Below are 16995 nucleotides of genomic sequence, written 5' to 3' on the forward strand. Positions count from 1 at the left end.
TCAAAAATGACATGTCATCATTTGTTGGCTGTGTCGAAACGGCAAAGCGAGGTGTCCCGTAATCCGCTGTCGCAGCACAGATCGTCTGCCGTACAGATGCGGCCCAATCCTACGGCTCGCGGAAAGCCTCGCGCGACTTGTACAAAGGTTTCAGCAGATATTGCAGCACGGTCTTTTCGCCGGTATGCAATTCCACGCTGGCCTGCATCCCCGGCCTGATCTGCAAGGACGCCTGCCGTTCCGTCAGATGCGCGGTATCGACCTCGACCGTGACCTTGTAATGCGGGTTACCGTCGGGATCGCGGGAGCGTTCATCCTTGAAGGTATCGGCCGAAATCAGCTTCACCCGCCCCTTCAGCGTGCCGTAAATCGTGTAGTCATAGGCGCTCAGCTTGACCGTCGCCTCCTGCCCCGGACGCACGCCAGCGATGTTCTCTGGCTTCACCCGCGCCTCGACAAACAATTCCTCATCCAGCGGGATGATCTGCAGTATCTCCTCGCCGGGGCGCACCACGCCGCCGATGGTGGTCACGCTGAGGTTGTTGACGATCCCGCGCATCGGGCTGACCAGAATGGTGCGGTTCAACTGGTCCGTGCTGGCCTTGAGGTTCTGGCGCAGGGTGCTGAGTTCCTTGAGCACATCGGAATATTCCTGCGCCCGGTCCAGCTCCGATTGGGTCACGATCTCATCATATTTGATGCGGGCGTCCGCATGGACCTTGCGGGCACGGGTGGCCTCGATCATCGACACGATCTTGCGCTCCAGCAGATCATCCATCAATTGCCGTTCCTTGGTGGCTTCGGCCAGAACCCGCTTTGCCCCCTCGGTCCGGGAAACAAAGTCGGATTGCCGCGCCTGCAAGAGCGCGCGTTCAGAGGCCACGATATCGGGCGTGCGCGCGGCCAGTGCCTCCGGCACGGTGAAATCGAACTGGCCCGCCAGTTCCGCCTCCAGCCGCAGGCGGCGGATCTCGAAGGCCGAGATCTGGTCGCGCAGATCATCGACGGAGGATTTGAACTGTGTCCCATGCAGGCGCGCCAGCACATCGCCCTTTTCCACCACGTCCCCCTCACCCACTGCCAGTTCGGCCAGGATGCCGCCCTCAAGGTTCTGGATGATCTGGGGGCGCGAAGAAGAAATCATCGACCCTTCCGCGCGCACGATCTCATCGACCCAGGCAAAGGCCGCCCAGATCACGAACACCAGCACCGCCGCACCACACAGCCAGATCACCGCAGAAGGTCCGCGCATCTCGCGGCCCAGCTGCGCCTCAAGCTGGGTGGGGTTCACCAAGGTCATGCGGCATGCCCCTTACTCTTGCTGGCGATATGGTGCAGCACCTTGTCCTTGGGGCCGTCGATGGTCATTCGCCCCGCCTGAAGCACCATGGTGCGGTTGGTCAGCGCCAGGATCGGCGCGCGGTGTGTCGCGATGATGGCCGTGCGACCCGCCATCCAGCCCTGCAACCGGGCCACCAGCGTGGCCTCAAGGGTCTGGTCCAGGGCCGCGGTCGGCTCGTCCAGCAGGCATATTTTCGGATCCTGCAGCCACAGCCGCGCCCATCCGATGGACTGGCGCTGCCCGATGCTCAGCCCTGCGCCATTGTCCTTGATTTCAAGGTCCAGCCCCTTGGGATGCGCCTGCACGAAGGGGCCAAGCCCCGCAAATTCCAGCGCCTTCATCAGGCGGGTATCGTCGCGCTCCAGCATGGTCAGGTTCAGGTTGTCGCGCAGGCTGCCTGCGAACAGCCGCACATCCTGCCCCAGATAGCCGATCAGTCGCCGCAGATCGCGCGGTTCGATCTGGCTCATTTCCGTGCCGTCGATCATCACCCGGCCGGTTGCCGGCGCATAAAGCCCGCTCATCAGTTTCAGCAAGGAGGACTTGCCGGAGCCATTGGCCCCCAGCACGGCCACCTTCTGCCCTGGCAGGATCGCCAGACCTTTTATGTCCACGATCGGCGCGCCGTCGTCCTCGTAGCGGAAGGTCACATCGCGAAATTCGAAATGCCCTTTCAGCGTCTCACGCCGCAGATAGCTGCGGGTCTCATCGGCATCCTGCGGCGCCTGGGCCACCGCCTCCAGCCCGTCGAGGGCGGATTTCACATTGCCCCAGCGCGCCATCGTCCCGGCAAGCTGGGTCAGCGGCGCCAGCGTGCGCCCGGTGAGGATGCCCACGGCAATGATCGAACCCACGGTGAATTCACCGGCAAAGACCAGATAGGTCCCCATGATCACCGCCGTGACATAGGTGGCCTGCTGCACCCCCTGGCTCCAGAAGGTCAGCATCGAGGCCAGCTTGCGCTGCTCGGAGGATTTCATCGCCGACAGCGTGTTCAGCTCGGACCACAGCCGCATCACGCGATCCTCGCCGCGCTGGGTCTTGAGCGTATCCAGCTCGAATATCGTCTCATGCAGCAGGCGCGAGGATTTCGCCGATGCGCCCTGGGTTTCCTGGGTCAGCCGGATCATCCGCTTTTGCAGGAAGAACCCCGGCACCACCATCAGGATGCCCCCCAGCACCAGCACCCAGACAACATTGCCCGCGATGCTGGCCACGAGGAACAGGAACACAAAGATGAACGGCAGATCCGCCAGCGTGCCTACGGTCGAGGCGGTGAAGAATTCCCGCACCGATCCGAATTCCCGCATGGCCGAGAAGACCTGGTTCGGGGCCTGCCCCCGGTTGTCCGACCGCATGCCCAGGATGCGCCCCATCAGGATCTGCAGCACCCCCAGTTCGATCTGGCGTCCCGCCCCGTCCATCAGCCGGGCGCGGGCGATCTTGATGAAAGCCTCCATCAGCAGGGCAAGGCCCGCCCCTGCGGCCAGCACCCAGAGCGTCGCTTCGGATTGATGCGGGATCACCCGGTCATAGACCTGCAGGGAAAACAGGGCCACCGCCACCGCGAGCAGGTTCGCCACGAAGGAACCCACCGCGACCTCCGCCATCTGGCGGCGAAAGCGTTCGAACTGGCCCCAGAACCAATGGGCGGGTTTTGCATCCGTCCTGTGGGTCTCCGCCACTTTTTTCAGCGGCGCTTCGGCGCGCACGATCATGCCCGCAAAGAAGGGCTGGAATTCGGCAATGGGCACCTGCGCGCGGTTGTCCGTGCAGGTCTGGTCAAAGACGATCAGATCGCCACGCGACTGCCCCAGCACCAGCAGAACCTGTCCCGATGTCATATAGGCCAGCGCGGGCCAGAGTGCGGGCGTGACGCTTTCCACCTTGGCGACCTGTGCCAGCAGGCCCAGAGATTTCAACCCATGGCTGATCGCCGCGGCCTCTGCCGATGGCCCCGCGCCTTCGCGTGTCACGCTGCCGATGCTCTCGAAGAGGTCCCGCGCAACGGCGTCGACCCCCAGCAATCCGGCATAGGTCGTGGCCAGCCGCGCACGGGCCGCGATACGGTCCTCGAACCGGTTGGCATTCTGGGCGCGGGCCACGGGAGCAACGGGATTTGTAGGGGCAATGCGACCCTGGTTGCCATTGGTGATGGTCAGGGTAAAGGCGCGCTTGTCGGTCAAATCTGATCCCCGTCTGCCAGCACGCCCAGAAGTCTGGCCATATCCAGCCGCAGCCGCACCACCTCGTATTTCAGGCTGACCTCGGCCTGCTGCTGGCGGGCGAATGTCTCGTATACGCCGACCACATCCATGACCTGCCGCTGGCCCGCATCATATTGCTGTTGAAAGAGATCAAGGTTCCCCCTGGCCTGCGCCGTGAGGCGGGCAGCCTCCGTGGCCTGGCGCGATTTCGCTGCAATCTGGCTTTCCAGTTTTCGCAAGCTGCGGGCGGAATCCTCCTGCGCCTGGGCGACCCGTCGGGCGGCGGTTTCCTTGGCGGCCTCGATGGCCCTGAGCGTGGCCCCGGTGCCAAAACCGATCAGGCTGTCGGTGGTCACCCGCAGACCGGCATTGGTGCTGTCCCCGACGGTGCCCCCGGCAGAAAGCCCCGGCAGCTGGCCCGCGCGTTCCACCTTGGCCCTTGCGATGCTGCGGGTTTTCTCCGCCTCGGCCAGCACCACAGGCAGCGGCTGGGCCGTACCGGCACTGACTGCAAGCTCCGGGACACCGCGCAGGTCGGAAACCGGCTGGATCGCCATTGCGTTCAATTCCGCCAGGGATGTCCGCGCAAGTTCCGCATTGGCGGTCTGGGTGGCGCGGATCTCGGCCAGTTTCTGGCGCAGGATATTGAGGTCGGACATGTCCGATACGCCGCCGCGCACCCGCTCGCCCATCACATATTCGAAATGCCCCATATCGCGCAGCGCGGCCTCTGACAGCACCGCTTTCTCGCGCGCTTCGGCGGCGGTGACATAAAGCGTCAGCCCGGTGTGAACGCGGTCGTTGGTATCCACCGCAAGAGTCACGGCCGCGACCTCGACATCGGCAATGGCGAATTCGCGCTCGCCCTTCTTGCGGCCATTGTCGAACAGGACCTGATCCACCACCAGGTTGGCCACCACCGACCCCAGCGAGGTCAAGCTGATGTCGGGCCCGATGCGCGGCAGCCAGTTCTTGCTTGCCGCCTCGGAGCGCAGGCGGGCGGCGCGCAGCTCCGCCTCCGCCGTGCGGGAATTGGCGGCCAGAACCGCCTTTGCCACCTGGTCGAAACTGCTGCCCGGCGGCAGGGCAGAGCGGCGCGCGGCCAAGCCCTGGATAATCTGGCTTTCGGCGTTCACTACCTCGCTGTGGGTCTTCCGGCCCGGTGCCAGCGGATCGGCGAACCTGGTGCGCGAAACGATGTTGTCCGCCACCCAGCCATTTCCCATGTCGGAAAGACAGCCCGACAGGGTGGCTGCAATCGCGCAGGCCCCGAAAGCCCCTTTTACACCGTATGTCATGCCCTGCCCTCAATAGCCGGTTCGTTCCGGGGGCGCGGGTCATTTGCCGCCCGCGCCTCCCTGGTCGTGTGTCGGCTCAGATCACCACTGTCACATCGTCGTCGATGTAAAGCGTGCCCTCCTCGCCCAAGGTATAGATGTCATAGCTCTGACCGTCGCGGATGGTGGACCCGGTACGCACCGCACCGGTGACCGTCACCGTATCATCGGCACCGCCGTCGATCTGCAATTCGTTGGTGTTGGAGGACAGGTCCAGCAGCGTCGCCTCGTTGATCGTCAGATTGCCTTCCTCGGCAAAGCTCAGATCAATGGTTTCGATGTTGTAATCGCCCAGCACATCCGAATTCAGCGCAACCTCGGAGTTCACGGATTCGTCGTCCAGCACCACGTAGGTGCCGGATGTATTGCCCGCATCATCGGTGGCGGTGATCACCAGATGCGACCCGTCCGGGACCTGGGTGCCGAACTGGAAGTTGGTCTCGTTGATCTGCGGGATATCCACGGATGTGGCGTCGACCTCGGTCACCGTGCCGTTGTTGTTGACCTGGTGGACCTCGATCATGTCGTCATTGATCTCCGTCGAAATGCCCCGGATGCCGTCGCCGTCGCGGGTGTAGGAGGCGATGACCGGACCCTCGGGCGCATCGGTGTCGATGGCCAGGGTGTCCGACAGGGTTGCCACGTTGCCGACAGCATCGGTCGCGGTGACCACGATTGCCGCATCATAGGTGCCCGGACGGATCGCGCCCGGCGGAATGGTCAGGGACCAGTTGCCGGCCGCATCGACGGTTGCGCTGTGGTTCGCCCCGTCGAAGTTGACCACGACGGTTGAACCCGCCTCGACCTGACCACCCAGGTCAATGCCGGTGGCGGCCTCGGCAGCAGAGGCCACGTTGTCGGCCCCGCCTCCGGTTTCGGTCATGTTCAGCGGGACAACTTCGGTGTCGACGCGGATGCTGTCGGTCACGGTTGCGGTATTGCCCGCGGCATCCGTGGCCTGCACCGAGACATCGGCATCATAGGTGCCCTGGGCGATCTGGCTGGCGGCATAATCGGCGATCCAGTTGCCATTGGCATCGACCACCGCGTTCACCGCCACGCCGTTCAGGGTGACCACAACGGAGGTGGAGCCGACCTCGGTTGTGCCGGTGATCTGCACACCGCCCCCGTCGGTGCGTTCCAGCCCGTTGATCACCCCGTCGCCTTCGACGATCTCGGCATTGATGCTCAGGTTGTCCACCCGGGTGTCGACGGCCACGCTGTCCACGGCCTCCAGCACGTTGCCCGCGCTGTCGGTGGTGGTGGCGTGGATATCGGCGGTATAGACGCCGGGCGCGACTTCACCTGCGGCAAAGTTCGCGGTCCAGTTGCCTGCCGCATCGGTGGTCACGGTATGGCTGACGCCCGCCATGGTCACGGTCACCAGCGCGCCGGGGTTCGAGGTGCCGTTCAGCACGACGCCGTCGCTGGCCTCTGCCGCGTTCACCACATCGTCGCCTTCGACAGGTGCAGAAGAGATCGTGAGGATGCCTGCATCCCGGTCGATCTCCACGTCCTGCGTGATGGTCTCCACATTGCCTGCCGCATCGGTGGCGACGGCAGTCATGACCGCGGTTTGCGCGCCACCCGGAATTTCGGAGGAAGCGAAGGTGACTGTCCAGGTCCCGTCCGCCGCAACCGTCGCGGCATGGGTGGCAGAGCCAAGCGTGACAAGAACGGTCGAGCCCGGCTCAGTGGTGCCGGTCATGACAAGATCCTGCAAGGCTTCTTCGATGTTGATCACGCCATCCGCGCCGCCGGTTGTCCCGGTAAAGCCAAAGTCGCGCACCAGCGTGTCGATCTCGACCTCGCCGCTGGCGGTGGAGGTATTGCCGAAGCTGTCCGTCGCCACGGCGGTCACAGTCGCGCTTACCTCGCCGGTGGGGATTTCACCCGCCGCGAAATCGCAGGTCCAGTTGCCATCCGCATCGACTGTCGCCTGATGGGTGCCGGTGCCGAAGGTGACCATGACAGTCGATCCGGGCTGCGCGGTGCCGGTCAGGGTGACTCCGTCCTGGCGTTCCTCTGCGTTGACGGTGCCGTCGCCTTCGACATTATCGGTGTCGATGGTGACATCCGTCACGGTATCGACCACCAGAACATCCGAAACGCTGGTGCTGTTGCCATAGGCGTCGGTTGTGACGATCTGAACATCCGTGCTGTATTCACCGGACTGCAGCGTGCCTGCCGCCCAGGTGACCGACCATGTGCCATCTGCAGAGACCGTGGTGCTTTGCGCGATGCCCGCGATTGTCACCACGACGGAGGCGCCCGCCTCCCCCGTGCCGGTCAGCGTGACGCCATCGGCAAAGCTGGTGGCGTTGAAGAAATCGTCAACCGACTGGGTGCCGCTGGTGACCGTGATGCCGGGGGCGATCGTGTCGATCTGCACCTCGCCCGTGGCCGAGGTCGCATTGCCATAGGTATCTGTCGCCACTGCCGTAATGGTCGCCATCAGCTCGCCCGTGGGCACCTCGCCCGCGACAAAGACTGCGCTCCAGGTGCCTTCGGCGGTGGCGGTCACGGTCTGGGTGCCAGTGCCGAATGTGACCACCACAGTGGCCCCTGCATCTGCGGTGCCGGTGACAGTCACACCGTCTTCATGCTCTTCGGCGTTCACCACGCCGTCACCGCCGATGATATCGGTGTCGATGGTGACGTTGACGACAGTATCCACGACCAGCACATCGGTGATGGTATTGGTGTTGCCGAATGCGTCAGAGGTCCAGACGGTCACATCGGTGGTATATTCGCCCGCCTCCAGCGTGCCGCTTTCCCAGGTGACGGACCAGGTGCCATCCTCGGCCACGGTCGTCGCCTGCTCAATGCCTGCGATGGTCACGACCACGGCCGCGCCAGCCTCGCCGGTGCCGGTTATGGTCACCCCGTCATCAAAGCCTTCGGCGTTGAAATAATCATCCACCGACTGGGTGCCCGATGTCACCTCGATCTGCGGCGGGGTTGTGTCGATCACATATTCCGGCCCGTCCAGGACCGTGCTTTCGCCCTCGGTGGTGACGGTAACCTCGGCTTCATAGGTGCCGTCGGGCGGAAAATTCTCGTCTTCGAAGACCGCTTCGAAAACGCCGTCTTCGTCGATGACCGTTTCGACCTGCTGGTCCCCAAGGGTGACGATGACGGTACTGCCCGGTTCACCACCACCGGTGATCACCACCTGATGCGGCGCTGAATCGTCGCCGCCAATGTCGCTGGAACTGTCCGCGTCATCCACATAGGGTGCCGCCGGACCGGTGCCGCCGCCGGTGCCGCCTGTGCCGTCCGTACCTTCGCCCGCAGTGTTACCCCCGTTGGAGCTGCCGCCACCAAGACCGCCAAGCACTGCCGCGCCGCCGACGGCTGCTGCCGCAGCGCCCGCGCCACCGCCCAGCAATCCGCCGCCCAGAAGCGGTGCCGCGAACATCGACACTTCATCGTCGGCTGCTGCCGCATTGGCCGCCACTTCGGTGCGGCCCAGATAGATCAGATCATCTGAGGGGCTCCACTTGCCCCATTCTTCCGTCGGCCCGTATTGCGCGTAAAGCTCACCGCTGCCCGCGTCGACCAGCGAGACTTCGTTCAGATAGCCGTCTGCCGAGATGAACAACCGGTTCGCCGCACCCGATGCGTTGAAGTAATTCTCGATCATGATGACCCGGCCATCGGCCAGCGTCAGCACCAGATCATTGCCCGCGCGTTGCTGCCCGGCCAGATCGGTCTGCCTGAGATTTAGGGAAATTTCCTGACCTGCTCCGGCCTGGATGACATGACTTTTCGCCTCTGAGGCGACAACACCACGTTGCAATCCGCCCGCGTTATCGCGGACGACGAAATCTATCGTCTTCATAGCACCACCACTCTACCTCAAAGTCCTCGTTCTATGCGGGACTTCTGTAATTGATTTTATGCGTGCCAGCCGTTCTATCGCCCGTGCACGTTTTTGATGTCCCCGGGATACTCCGAAAACCCTTTTGAAACTAGTGCCTTTTTCTCGCCTTAGTTCATTTTCAACCACAAGGTGAGAGGCTTGTGGCACAATTCCGGTCGGTCAGAGGCGCGATTGCCAATAAGTCATAGGACATATCGCAGGTGCAAAAAATGATGGCATTCTCGCAACAGTTGACAATTTCCCGGGCGCGGCAAATGTCTGACGCATGGAGATTCCTCAAAACAGCCTGCGCGACATCACCGAAGACCCCGACCTTGGCATCACACTTTCCGACGGCTGCCGCCTCTCCGCCCGGATGTGGCGACCCGCAGATGCCGATGCCGACCCGGTGCCGGTCATCCTGGAATATCTGCCCTACCGTAAACGCGATGGCACTTGTGCGCGCGATGCGCTGACGCATCCGTGGTTTGCGCAGCGCGGATATGCCTGCCTGCGCGTGGACATGCGCGGCAATGGCGACAGCCAGGGCGTGATGGAGGATGAATATACCGCCCAGGAACAGGCCGACGCGGTCGAGGTCATCAACTGGGTCGCGGCGCAGCCCTGGTGCAACGGCAATGTCGGCATGATGGGCATCAGCTGGGGCGGTTTCAACGGATTGCAGGTGGCCGCCCTGGGCCCCGATCCGCTCAAGGCCGTGATCACCCTGTGCTCCACCGTGGACCGTTTTGCCGACGACATTCATTACAAGGGCGGCTGCCTGCTGAACGAAAACCTCGGCTGGGGGGCGACCATGTGGTCCTATTCCTCGCGCGCGCCGGACCCGGCCCTGCGTGAGGACTGGCGCGAGATGTGGCTGGAACGGCTTGAGGCGGAACCCTTCCTGCCGTCGGTCTGGCTGCGCCACCAGCGGCGTGACGCCTATTGGCGCCATGGTTCGGTGATCGAGGATTACCCCGCGATCAAGGCGAAGGTGCTGGCCATCGGCGGCTGGGGCGACGGCTACAAGAACGCCGTGCCGCAACTGGTGGAGGCCTTGCCGGGGGCCAAGGGTATCGTCGGCCCCTGGGTTCACAAATATCCGCATTTCGCGATCCCCGAACCGCGCATCGGTTTTCTGCAAGAGGCGCTGCGCTGGTGGGATCGCTGGCTCAAGAACATCGACACCGGGGTGGAAGACGACCCCGACTACCGCGCCTATCTGATGGACGGGGTGCGCCCCGCCACCTGGTATGAACACCGTCCCGGCCGCTGGATCGCGGAACCAACGGGTGCCGCGTCTCATCTGCCCACCACCACCCTGCATCTGACCGACGGCGGGCTGACGGACGCCGCCGCGCCGCTGGCGGCCACCGTTTCCTCACCGCCCCATTGCGGGGCGGATGCGGGTGAATACTGCGCCATCTGGCTGGGCCCGGAACTGCCCGGCGACCAGCGCGGCGACGATGCGCTTTCCACCACCTTCGACAGCGCCCCGCTGGAGGCGGATATGGATATCGTCGGCGCGCCTCATGTCAGACTGACCCTGGCCAGCGACCAGCCGCAGGCGCAGATCGCGGTGCGGCTGAACCACATCCACCCGGATGGCGCGGCAACCCGTATCACCTATGGGGTGCTGAACCTCAGCCACCGCGACGATGCAGAGGCGGTCACCCCGATGACCCCCGGCACGCCGGTGGAGATCACCCTGGACCTCGACCACATCGCCTACCGCGTGCCGGCAGGTCACCGGCTGCGGCTGTCGATATCGGATGCCTACTGGCCGCTGATCTGGCCCAGCCCCGCCCCCACCCGTCTGAGCCTGAGCGCAGGCCGCATCGACCTGCCCCAGCGCCCGGCAAAGGGCGGGGACGAACATCTGTTCGAGCCCCCGGCCGCCGCCGACCCCTGGCAAACCGAAGAACTGCGCCCCGAAGCCCACATCAGGCGGCGCGAGGTCGATATGACGACGGGCGACATCACCCTGTTCATCGAGGATGACTTCGGCGCGGTGCGTGACGCGGACCATGGCCTGATCAACGGATCGGTTGCGCGTGAGGCCTGGACCATCAACCCCGATGACCCCCTGTCAGCCCGCGGCCAATGCCACTGGACCGATGAACTGGTGCGCGATGACATTTCGCTGCGGACAGAGGCCACCTGCATGATGACCAGCAGCGCAACGGCATTTCATCTCAATGCCCGCCTCGAAGCCTACGAAAACGACGAACTGATCTATGCAAGAGACATCGAAGACAACATCCCGCGCGATCACATGTAGCAAAGGCGTCACGAAAACCGCGCTATTAATCCTTGCGACAAGCTGAGAAATGCGCAAACTTGACTCATCAATCAATAAAACGGGCGGACAAGCGCCCGATTCCAAAGGGGAGTATCAAATTATGAACGAACAACTGAAACATATGACCGGTCAGGTCGCCAAGGGCCTGATGACGCGCCGCGAATTCATCGGCCGCGCTGCGGCTCTCGGCGTGACCGCGGCTGTTGCCAACACGATGCTGGCTGAGCGTGCCCAGGCCCAGGAAACTCCCAAGCGTGGTGGCATGATCCGCATCGGTTCCTCAGGTGGTGAATCGACCAACACCCAGGACCCGGCCCTGACCGCTTCGGAAGTGCCGCTGAACAACCTCTACGCCTGGGGCGAAACCCTTGTCGAAGTCAGCCCCGACGGTACGCTTGAGCCGCGCCTGTCCGAAAGTTTCGAGGCCTCTGCCGACGCCAAGACCTGGACCTTCAAGATCCGCAAGGGCATCCCCTTCTCCAACGGCAAGGACATGACCCCCGACGACGTGCTGAAGACACTTCAGCGCCATTCGAACGAAGACAGCCAGTCCGGTGCCCTGGGCATCGTCAAGGGCATCGCCGACATGAAGGTCGATGGCGACTACGTGGTGCTGGAGCTGGAGGAAGCCAACGCCGACCTGCCTTACCTGATGTCCGACTATCACCTGATCATTCAGCCGAACGGCGGCATGGACGATCCCGGCGCCGCCATCGGGACAGGTGCCTATACGCTTGAAATCGACGAGCCGGGCGTGCGCCACGCCTTCAAGCGCCGCGATGACTATTGGGACAGCGAGAACCGTGGCTTTGCGGACGAATTCGAACAGCTTGTGCTGAACGATGCAACCGCACGCACCGCGGCGCTGCAATCGGGACAGGTTCATCTGATCAACCGCGTCGATCCAAAGGTTGCCGCCCTTCTGGCACGCGCACCGAACCTTGAGGTGCGCAACGTCTCCGGCCCCGGCCATTACGTTTTCATCGCCCATATCGACACCCCGCCTTTCGACAACAATGACCTGCGGCTGGCGCTGAAATATGCCATCAACCGCGAGGAAATGGTGGACAAGATCCTGCGCGGCTACGGCACGGTGGGTAACGATATGCCGATCAACAAGGCCTATCCGCTGTTCGACGAAAGTATTCCCCAGCGCGAACATTCCATCGAGAAGGCCAAGGAACATTATGCGGCTTCCGGCCATGACGGCAGCCCGATCATCCTGCGGGTATCCGACGGGGCCTTCCCCGGTGCGGTTGACGCCGCAGCCCTGTTCCAGCAGTCGGCGCAGGCCGCTGGCATTCCCTTGGAAATCAAGCGCGAACCCAATGACGGCTACTGGTCCGAAGTCTGGAACGTGCAGCCCTTCTGCGCCTCCTACTGGGGCGGACGTCCGGTGCAGGACCAGATGTATTCCACCGCATATCTGTCCACCGCAGACTGGAACGACACGCGCTGGAAACGGCCCGAGTTCGACGCCATGCTGAAAGAGGCCAAGGCCGAGCTGGACACCGCCAAGCGTAAGGAACTCTATTCCAAGATGGGCCGGATGCTGCGCGATGAAGGCGGGTTGATCCTGCCGATGTTCAACGACTTCATCAACGGCGTCAGCAATGATGTCGGTGGCTGGATCGACGATCCCTACGGTGAGATGATGTCGAACCAGGCCGCTATCAAATGCTGGTTGAAGAACGCCTGATCGGGGCGTAGCGGAGATGCACCCGATCCTGAAACTCATTGCCCAGCGCCTTGCGCTGGGCATCCTGCTGCTTTTTGCGGCCTCAATCCTGATCTTCGCCGGCACGTCGATCCTGCCCGGCGATGTCGCCCAATCCATTCTGGGGCAATCGGCCACCCCCCAGGCGCTGGCCAACCTGCGCGAACAACTGGGGATGAACGATCCCGCCCTGACCCGCTATTTCTCCTGGCTTGGAGGGTTCCTGCAAGGCGATCTCGGCACCGCGCTGACCAATGGCCGCGACATCGCCGAAAGCCTTGGCGGACGCCTCAAGAACACGCTGTTCCTCGCCTTCTGGGCCGCTGTCATCTCGGTGCCGCTGGCGATTTTCCTGGGGCTGCTTGCTGTACGCTACAAGGACCGCTGGCCGGACAAGCTGATCTCGGCGGTGACGCTGACCACCATTTCGATCCCGGAATTCATGATCGGCTATGTCCTGATCTACTGGATTTCGATCCGGCTGGGCTGGTTTTCCTCTGTCGCGATCATCAACGACGGCATGACGCTGGGCCAGAAACTGAACGCCATTGCGATCCCCGTCATGGTGCTGACCCTGGTGGTGCTGGCCCATATGATGCGCATGACCCGCGCCGCGATCCTGAACGTGATGCAATCGGCCTATATCGAAACCGCCGAGTTGAAGGGCATGCGGATGCTGACGATCATCCGCAAACACGCTTTCCCCAATGCCATTGCACCCATCGTGAATGTGGTGATGCTGAACCTCGCCTACCTGGTGGTTGGCGTCGTGGTGGTGGAGGTCGTCTTTGCCTATCCGGGCATGGGGCAATACCTCGTGGATCACGTCTCCAAACGTGACGTGCCAGTGGTGCAGGCCTGCGGGCTGATCTTTGCGGCTGTCTATATCGGGCTGAACCTGATTGCCGACATCGTGTCGATCCTGGCCAATCCAAGGCTGAGGCATCCAAAGTGAAAACGGCGCAGAAGAAGCGCCTGACGGCGCACCAAGCTACGGAACAGGCTATATGAAAAATATTCCCATATCCGCCATGATCGGCCTGTTCTTCACCGGCCTCTATTTCCTCATGGCCATCTTCGCCCCGCTGATCGCCCCCTACGGCATGGCCGAAACCGTCGGCGACGTCTGGGAAGCGCCCTCGTCGCAGTTCCTGCTGGGCACAGACAGCATCGGGCGCGACCTGCTGACGCGCCTGATCTATGGCGGGCGCACCACGATCTTCATCGCCACGATGGCCACCATCCTCAGCTTTGTCACCGGCTCGGTCCTGGGTTTCTTTGCCGCCGTCTCGGGCGGCTGGATTGACCAGACGATCTCGCGCCTTGTGGACCTGATCATGTCGATCCCCTCGCTGATCTTCGCGCTGGTGGTGCTCTCGGTCATGCCGACCACCACCACGATCCTCATCGTGTTGATGGGGCTGCTTGATTCCACCCGCGTCTACCGGCTGGCCCGCGCCGTGGCGGTGGACATCACGGTGATGGATTATGTCGAGGCCGCCCGCCTGCGCGGCGAAAAAATCGGCTGGATCATCTTCCGCGAGACGCTGCCGAATGCCCTGTCGCCGCTGGTAGCTGAAATGGGCCTGCGCTTCATCTTTGCGGTGCTCTTCATCTCGACCCTCAGCTTCCTCGGCCTTGGCGTACAGCCGCCGCTGGCGGACTGGGGCGGCATCGTGAAGGAAAACAAGGAAGGCATCAACTATGGCATCCAGGCGGCCCTCTATCCGGCCTATGCCATCGCCACCCTGTGCATTTCCATCAACCTGGTGGCGGACTGGATCCTGAACCGTACCACATCACTGAAAGGGGGCAGAGGATGAGCGATCCCCTCCTCAAGGTACGCGGCCTCAAAATCGGCGCGACCATCTATCCGCCCGGCGAGCGGCCCCGCGACATCGAAATCGTGCATGGCGTGGATTTCGAACTGGAGGCCGGCAAGGTCCTGGGCCTGATCGGTGAATCCGGGGCCGGCAAATCCACCATCGGCCTGGCCGCCATGGCCTATGGCCGGGGCGGTGTGGAGCTGACCGGTGGCGAAGTCTGGGTCAATGGCCGCGACATCCTGCAGACCGGTGTCGGCGACGTGCGCCGCCTGCGCGGCGGCGAGGTCACCTATGTCTCGCAATCCGCCGCCGCCTCCTTCAACCCGGCCAAAAAGATCATGGAACAGGTGACAGAGGCCGCGATCCGCCAGGGCAAGTTTTCCCGCAAGGAGGCCGAAAGCCGCGCGGTGGAACTGTTCGGCAAGCTGGGCCTGCCCGACCCCGAAACCATCGGCAACCGCTATCCGCATCAGGTTTCGGGCGGTCAGCTGCAACGCTGCATGACAGCGCTTGCGCTTTGCCCCGAACCCGACCTCGTGGTGTTTGACGAACCCACCACCGCGCTGGATGTGACCACCCAGATCGACGTGCTGGCCGCCATCAAGGAAGCGATCCGCGACACCGGCGTTGCCGCGCTTTATATCACCCACGACCTTGCCGTCGTGGCGCAGGTCAGCGACCACATCATGGTGCTGCAACAGGGCGCGATGGTCGAATATGGCACCACGGACCAGATCATCAACAATCCGCAGGAAGAATACACCCAGGCGCTGGTCTCTGTCCGGTCGATCCAGCACGAGGAAAAGCAACCCACCGACAATCCGCTGCTGCGGGTGGAGAACATCACCGCGCGCTACAGGGGCACCGATTTCGACGTGCTCAAGAACGTGAACGTGGAGCTGCACCCCGGTCAGACCCTCGCCATCGTCGGCGAAAGCGGTTCGGGCAAATCAACGCTCGCGCGGGTGATCACCGGCCTGCTGCCGCCCAATGAGGGGCAGATCGTGTTTGACGGGCGCAACCTGTCGCCCGCGCTGGCGCAACGCAGCTACGAGGACCTGCGCGAGCTGCAGATGATTTACCAGATGGCCGACACCGCGATGAACCCCCGCCAGACCGTGGGCACGATCATCGGACGGCCGCTGGAGTTCTATTTCGGCCTCAAGGGCAAAGCCAGGCAGGAGCGCATCCAGGAACTGCTGGACGAGATCGAACTTGGCGACGGCTTTCAGGACCGCTATCCGGCAGAACTTTCAGGCGGGCAGAAACAACGTGTCTGCATCGCCCGCGCACTGGCGGCCAAGCCCAAGCTGATCATCTGCGACGAAGTAACCTCGGCGCTCGACCCGCTGGTGGCCGACGGCATCCTGAAACTGCTGCTCAAACTGCAAAAGATCGAAGACGTTTCCTATCTCTTCATCACCCACGATCTGGCTACGGTAAAAGCCATCGCCGACAGTATCGCGGTGATGTACCAGGGCGCTGTCGTGCGCTACGGCCCGAAATCGCAGGTATTGGCCCCGCCTTTCGATGCCTATACCGAACTCCTGCTCAGCTCGGTGCCCGAGATGAAACTGGGCTGGCTGGAGCAGGTCATTGAAACCCGCCGCATGGAAAGCGCCGGGAATTAGGTCGCGTTTTTCCCCGAAAAAACGCGACCAGTGCGACCAAGCGTCTTTTCAAAGAAAAGGCGCGGGAAGGCACCCGGTCAAGTTCAACCCCAGCGCGGCCAAGCGTTTTTCCCCGAAAAAACGCGACCAGTGCGACCAAGCGTCTTTTCAAAGAAAAGGCGCGGGGAGGCACCCGGTCAAGTTCAACCCCAGCGCAGCCAAGCGTTTTTCCCCGAAAAAACGCGACCAGTGCGACCAAGCGACTTTTCAAGGAAAAGACACGGGGAGGCACCCGGCAGGTCCGGGCCGCCTTGCTCCGCTTTGCCCTGCCCCTACCTGTCGCATGCCATCCGAAAGCGACACAAACCTACGGATTTTCTGATTCCTGCCGGAAGGCCGTGCCCAGCAATCCCGCCTCGAATGCCAAGCATTTCCGACCCAACCGGACCTTAGGTGAAGGGCACGCGAGGGTTCGTTATGCGGACTTTGCTGACATGCGCAAAGCCGCGCATTGACGGGCCGTGGTGCGGCGACCCGACCTTGGTGACTGGCACTTAATGGCAGCCAAGCACATCCTACGTAACGATGTGGCATTACAGCCGCCAAATCGCCGTGCCAGGGGACGGCCCGGCGATGCGCGGTGGCCTGCGGCCTTGATTCCGCGCTCTGGAAAGCGGAAAGGACTCTTTCCCGCCGTTCGCTGCAATTTCCGCGGATGACCGCTTCGCCCCTGCGCCTGACGTAGCACAGCGATCCGGGTCAGCAATGTGACGCAAAAGTCGGTTTTAC

The 16995-nt window shown here is 62.9% G+C and carries 9 protein-coding genes; 5 read left to right on the top strand and 4 right to left on the bottom strand.

What is annotated here, in order from left to right; all coding sequences use genetic code 11:
* Positions 1-109: 109 nt before the first annotated feature.
* The 4 genes from ACWNZ3_RS13405 to ACWNZ3_RS13420 form a co-directional block, all read right to left on the bottom strand.
* Positions 110-1300: an HlyD family type I secretion periplasmic adaptor subunit gene (locus ACWNZ3_RS13405; RefSeq protein ID WP_496900250.1), complete on the bottom strand. Its 1191-nt coding sequence runs from the start codon at positions 1298-1300 to the stop codon at positions 110-112.
* Positions 1297-3528 (bottom strand): ATP-binding cassette domain-containing protein, encoded by a 2232-nt coding sequence (locus ACWNZ3_RS13410; RefSeq protein WP_496900251.1) that lies wholly within the window; start codon positions 3526-3528, stop codon positions 1297-1299. Before ACWNZ3_RS13410 ends, ACWNZ3_RS13405 begins: the two co-directional genes overlap by 4 nt.
* The gene (locus ACWNZ3_RS13415) at positions 3525-4847 is read right to left on the bottom strand and encodes a TolC family protein (protein WP_496900252.1); all 1323 of its coding nucleotides are present in this window, start codon (positions 4845-4847) and stop codon (positions 3525-3527) included. Before ACWNZ3_RS13415 ends, ACWNZ3_RS13410 begins: the two co-directional genes overlap by 4 nt.
* Positions 4848-4923: 76 nt before the next feature.
* Complete coding sequence (locus tag ACWNZ3_RS13420) at positions 4924-8730, bottom strand: Ig-like domain-containing protein (RefSeq protein WP_496900253.1); 3807 nt, start codon at positions 8728-8730, stop codon at positions 4924-4926.
* Between the two features lie 307 nt (positions 8731-9037).
* On the opposite strand from ACWNZ3_RS13420, the gene ACWNZ3_RS13425 reads away from it, so the two are divergent.
* The 5 genes from ACWNZ3_RS13425 (at position 9038) to ACWNZ3_RS13445 (ending at position 16227) form a co-directional block, all read left to right on the top strand.
* Positions 9038-11032, top strand: coding sequence for a CocE/NonD family hydrolase (locus ACWNZ3_RS13425; RefSeq protein ID WP_496900254.1), 1995 nt, complete (start codon positions 9038-9040; stop codon positions 11030-11032).
* A gap of 121 nt (positions 11033-11153) precedes the next feature.
* Complete coding sequence (locus ACWNZ3_RS13430) at positions 11154-12752, top strand: ABC transporter substrate-binding protein (RefSeq protein ID WP_269366721.1); 1599 nt, start codon at positions 11154-11156, stop codon at positions 12750-12752.
* Positions 12753-12768: 16 nt separating this feature from the next.
* On the top strand, positions 12769-13725 hold the full coding sequence (locus tag ACWNZ3_RS13435) for an ABC transporter permease (protein WP_496900255.1): 957 nt from the start codon (positions 12769-12771) through the stop codon (positions 13723-13725).
* Between the two features lie 52 nt (positions 13726-13777).
* On the top strand, positions 13778-14593 hold the full coding sequence (locus ACWNZ3_RS13440; protein ID WP_269366725.1) for an ABC transporter permease: 816 nt from the start codon (positions 13778-13780) through the stop codon (positions 14591-14593).
* On the top strand, positions 14590-16227 hold the full coding sequence (locus ACWNZ3_RS13445; protein WP_496900256.1) for an ABC transporter ATP-binding protein: 1638 nt from the start codon (positions 14590-14592) through the stop codon (positions 16225-16227). Before ACWNZ3_RS13440 ends, ACWNZ3_RS13445 begins: the two co-directional genes overlap by 4 nt.
* The last annotated feature ends 768 nt before the right edge of the window (positions 16228-16995 follow it).

The sequence above is a fragment of the Sulfitobacter sp. IGS-18 genome (genome assembly GCF_059628195.1).

Coding starts and splice junctions, on each gene's coding strand:
- ACWNZ3_RS13425 (WP_496900254.1), top strand. CDS start 9,038: ATGGAGATTCCTCAAAACAGCCTGCGCGACATCACCGAAGACCCCGAC.
- ACWNZ3_RS13445 (WP_496900256.1), top strand. CDS start 14,590: ATGAGCGATCCCCTCCTCAAGGTACGCGGCCTCAAAATCGGCGCGACC.
- ACWNZ3_RS13435 (WP_496900255.1), top strand. CDS start 12,769: ATGCACCCGATCCTGAAACTCATTGCCCAGCGCCTTGCGCTGGGCATC.
- ACWNZ3_RS13430 (WP_269366721.1), top strand. CDS start 11,154: ATGAACGAACAACTGAAACATATGACCGGTCAGGTCGCCAAGGGCCTG.
- ACWNZ3_RS13415 (WP_496900252.1), bottom strand. CDS start 4,847: ATGACATACGGTGTAAAAGGGGCTTTCGGGGCCTGCGCGATTGCAGCC.
- ACWNZ3_RS13440 (WP_269366725.1), top strand. CDS start 13,778: ATGAAAAATATTCCCATATCCGCCATGATCGGCCTGTTCTTCACCGGC.
- ACWNZ3_RS13405 (WP_496900250.1), bottom strand. CDS start 1,300: ATGACCTTGGTGAACCCCACCCAGCTTGAGGCGCAGCTGGGCCGCGAG.
- ACWNZ3_RS13420 (WP_496900253.1), bottom strand. CDS start 8,730: ATGAAGACGATAGATTTCGTCGTCCGCGATAACGCGGGCGGATTGCAA.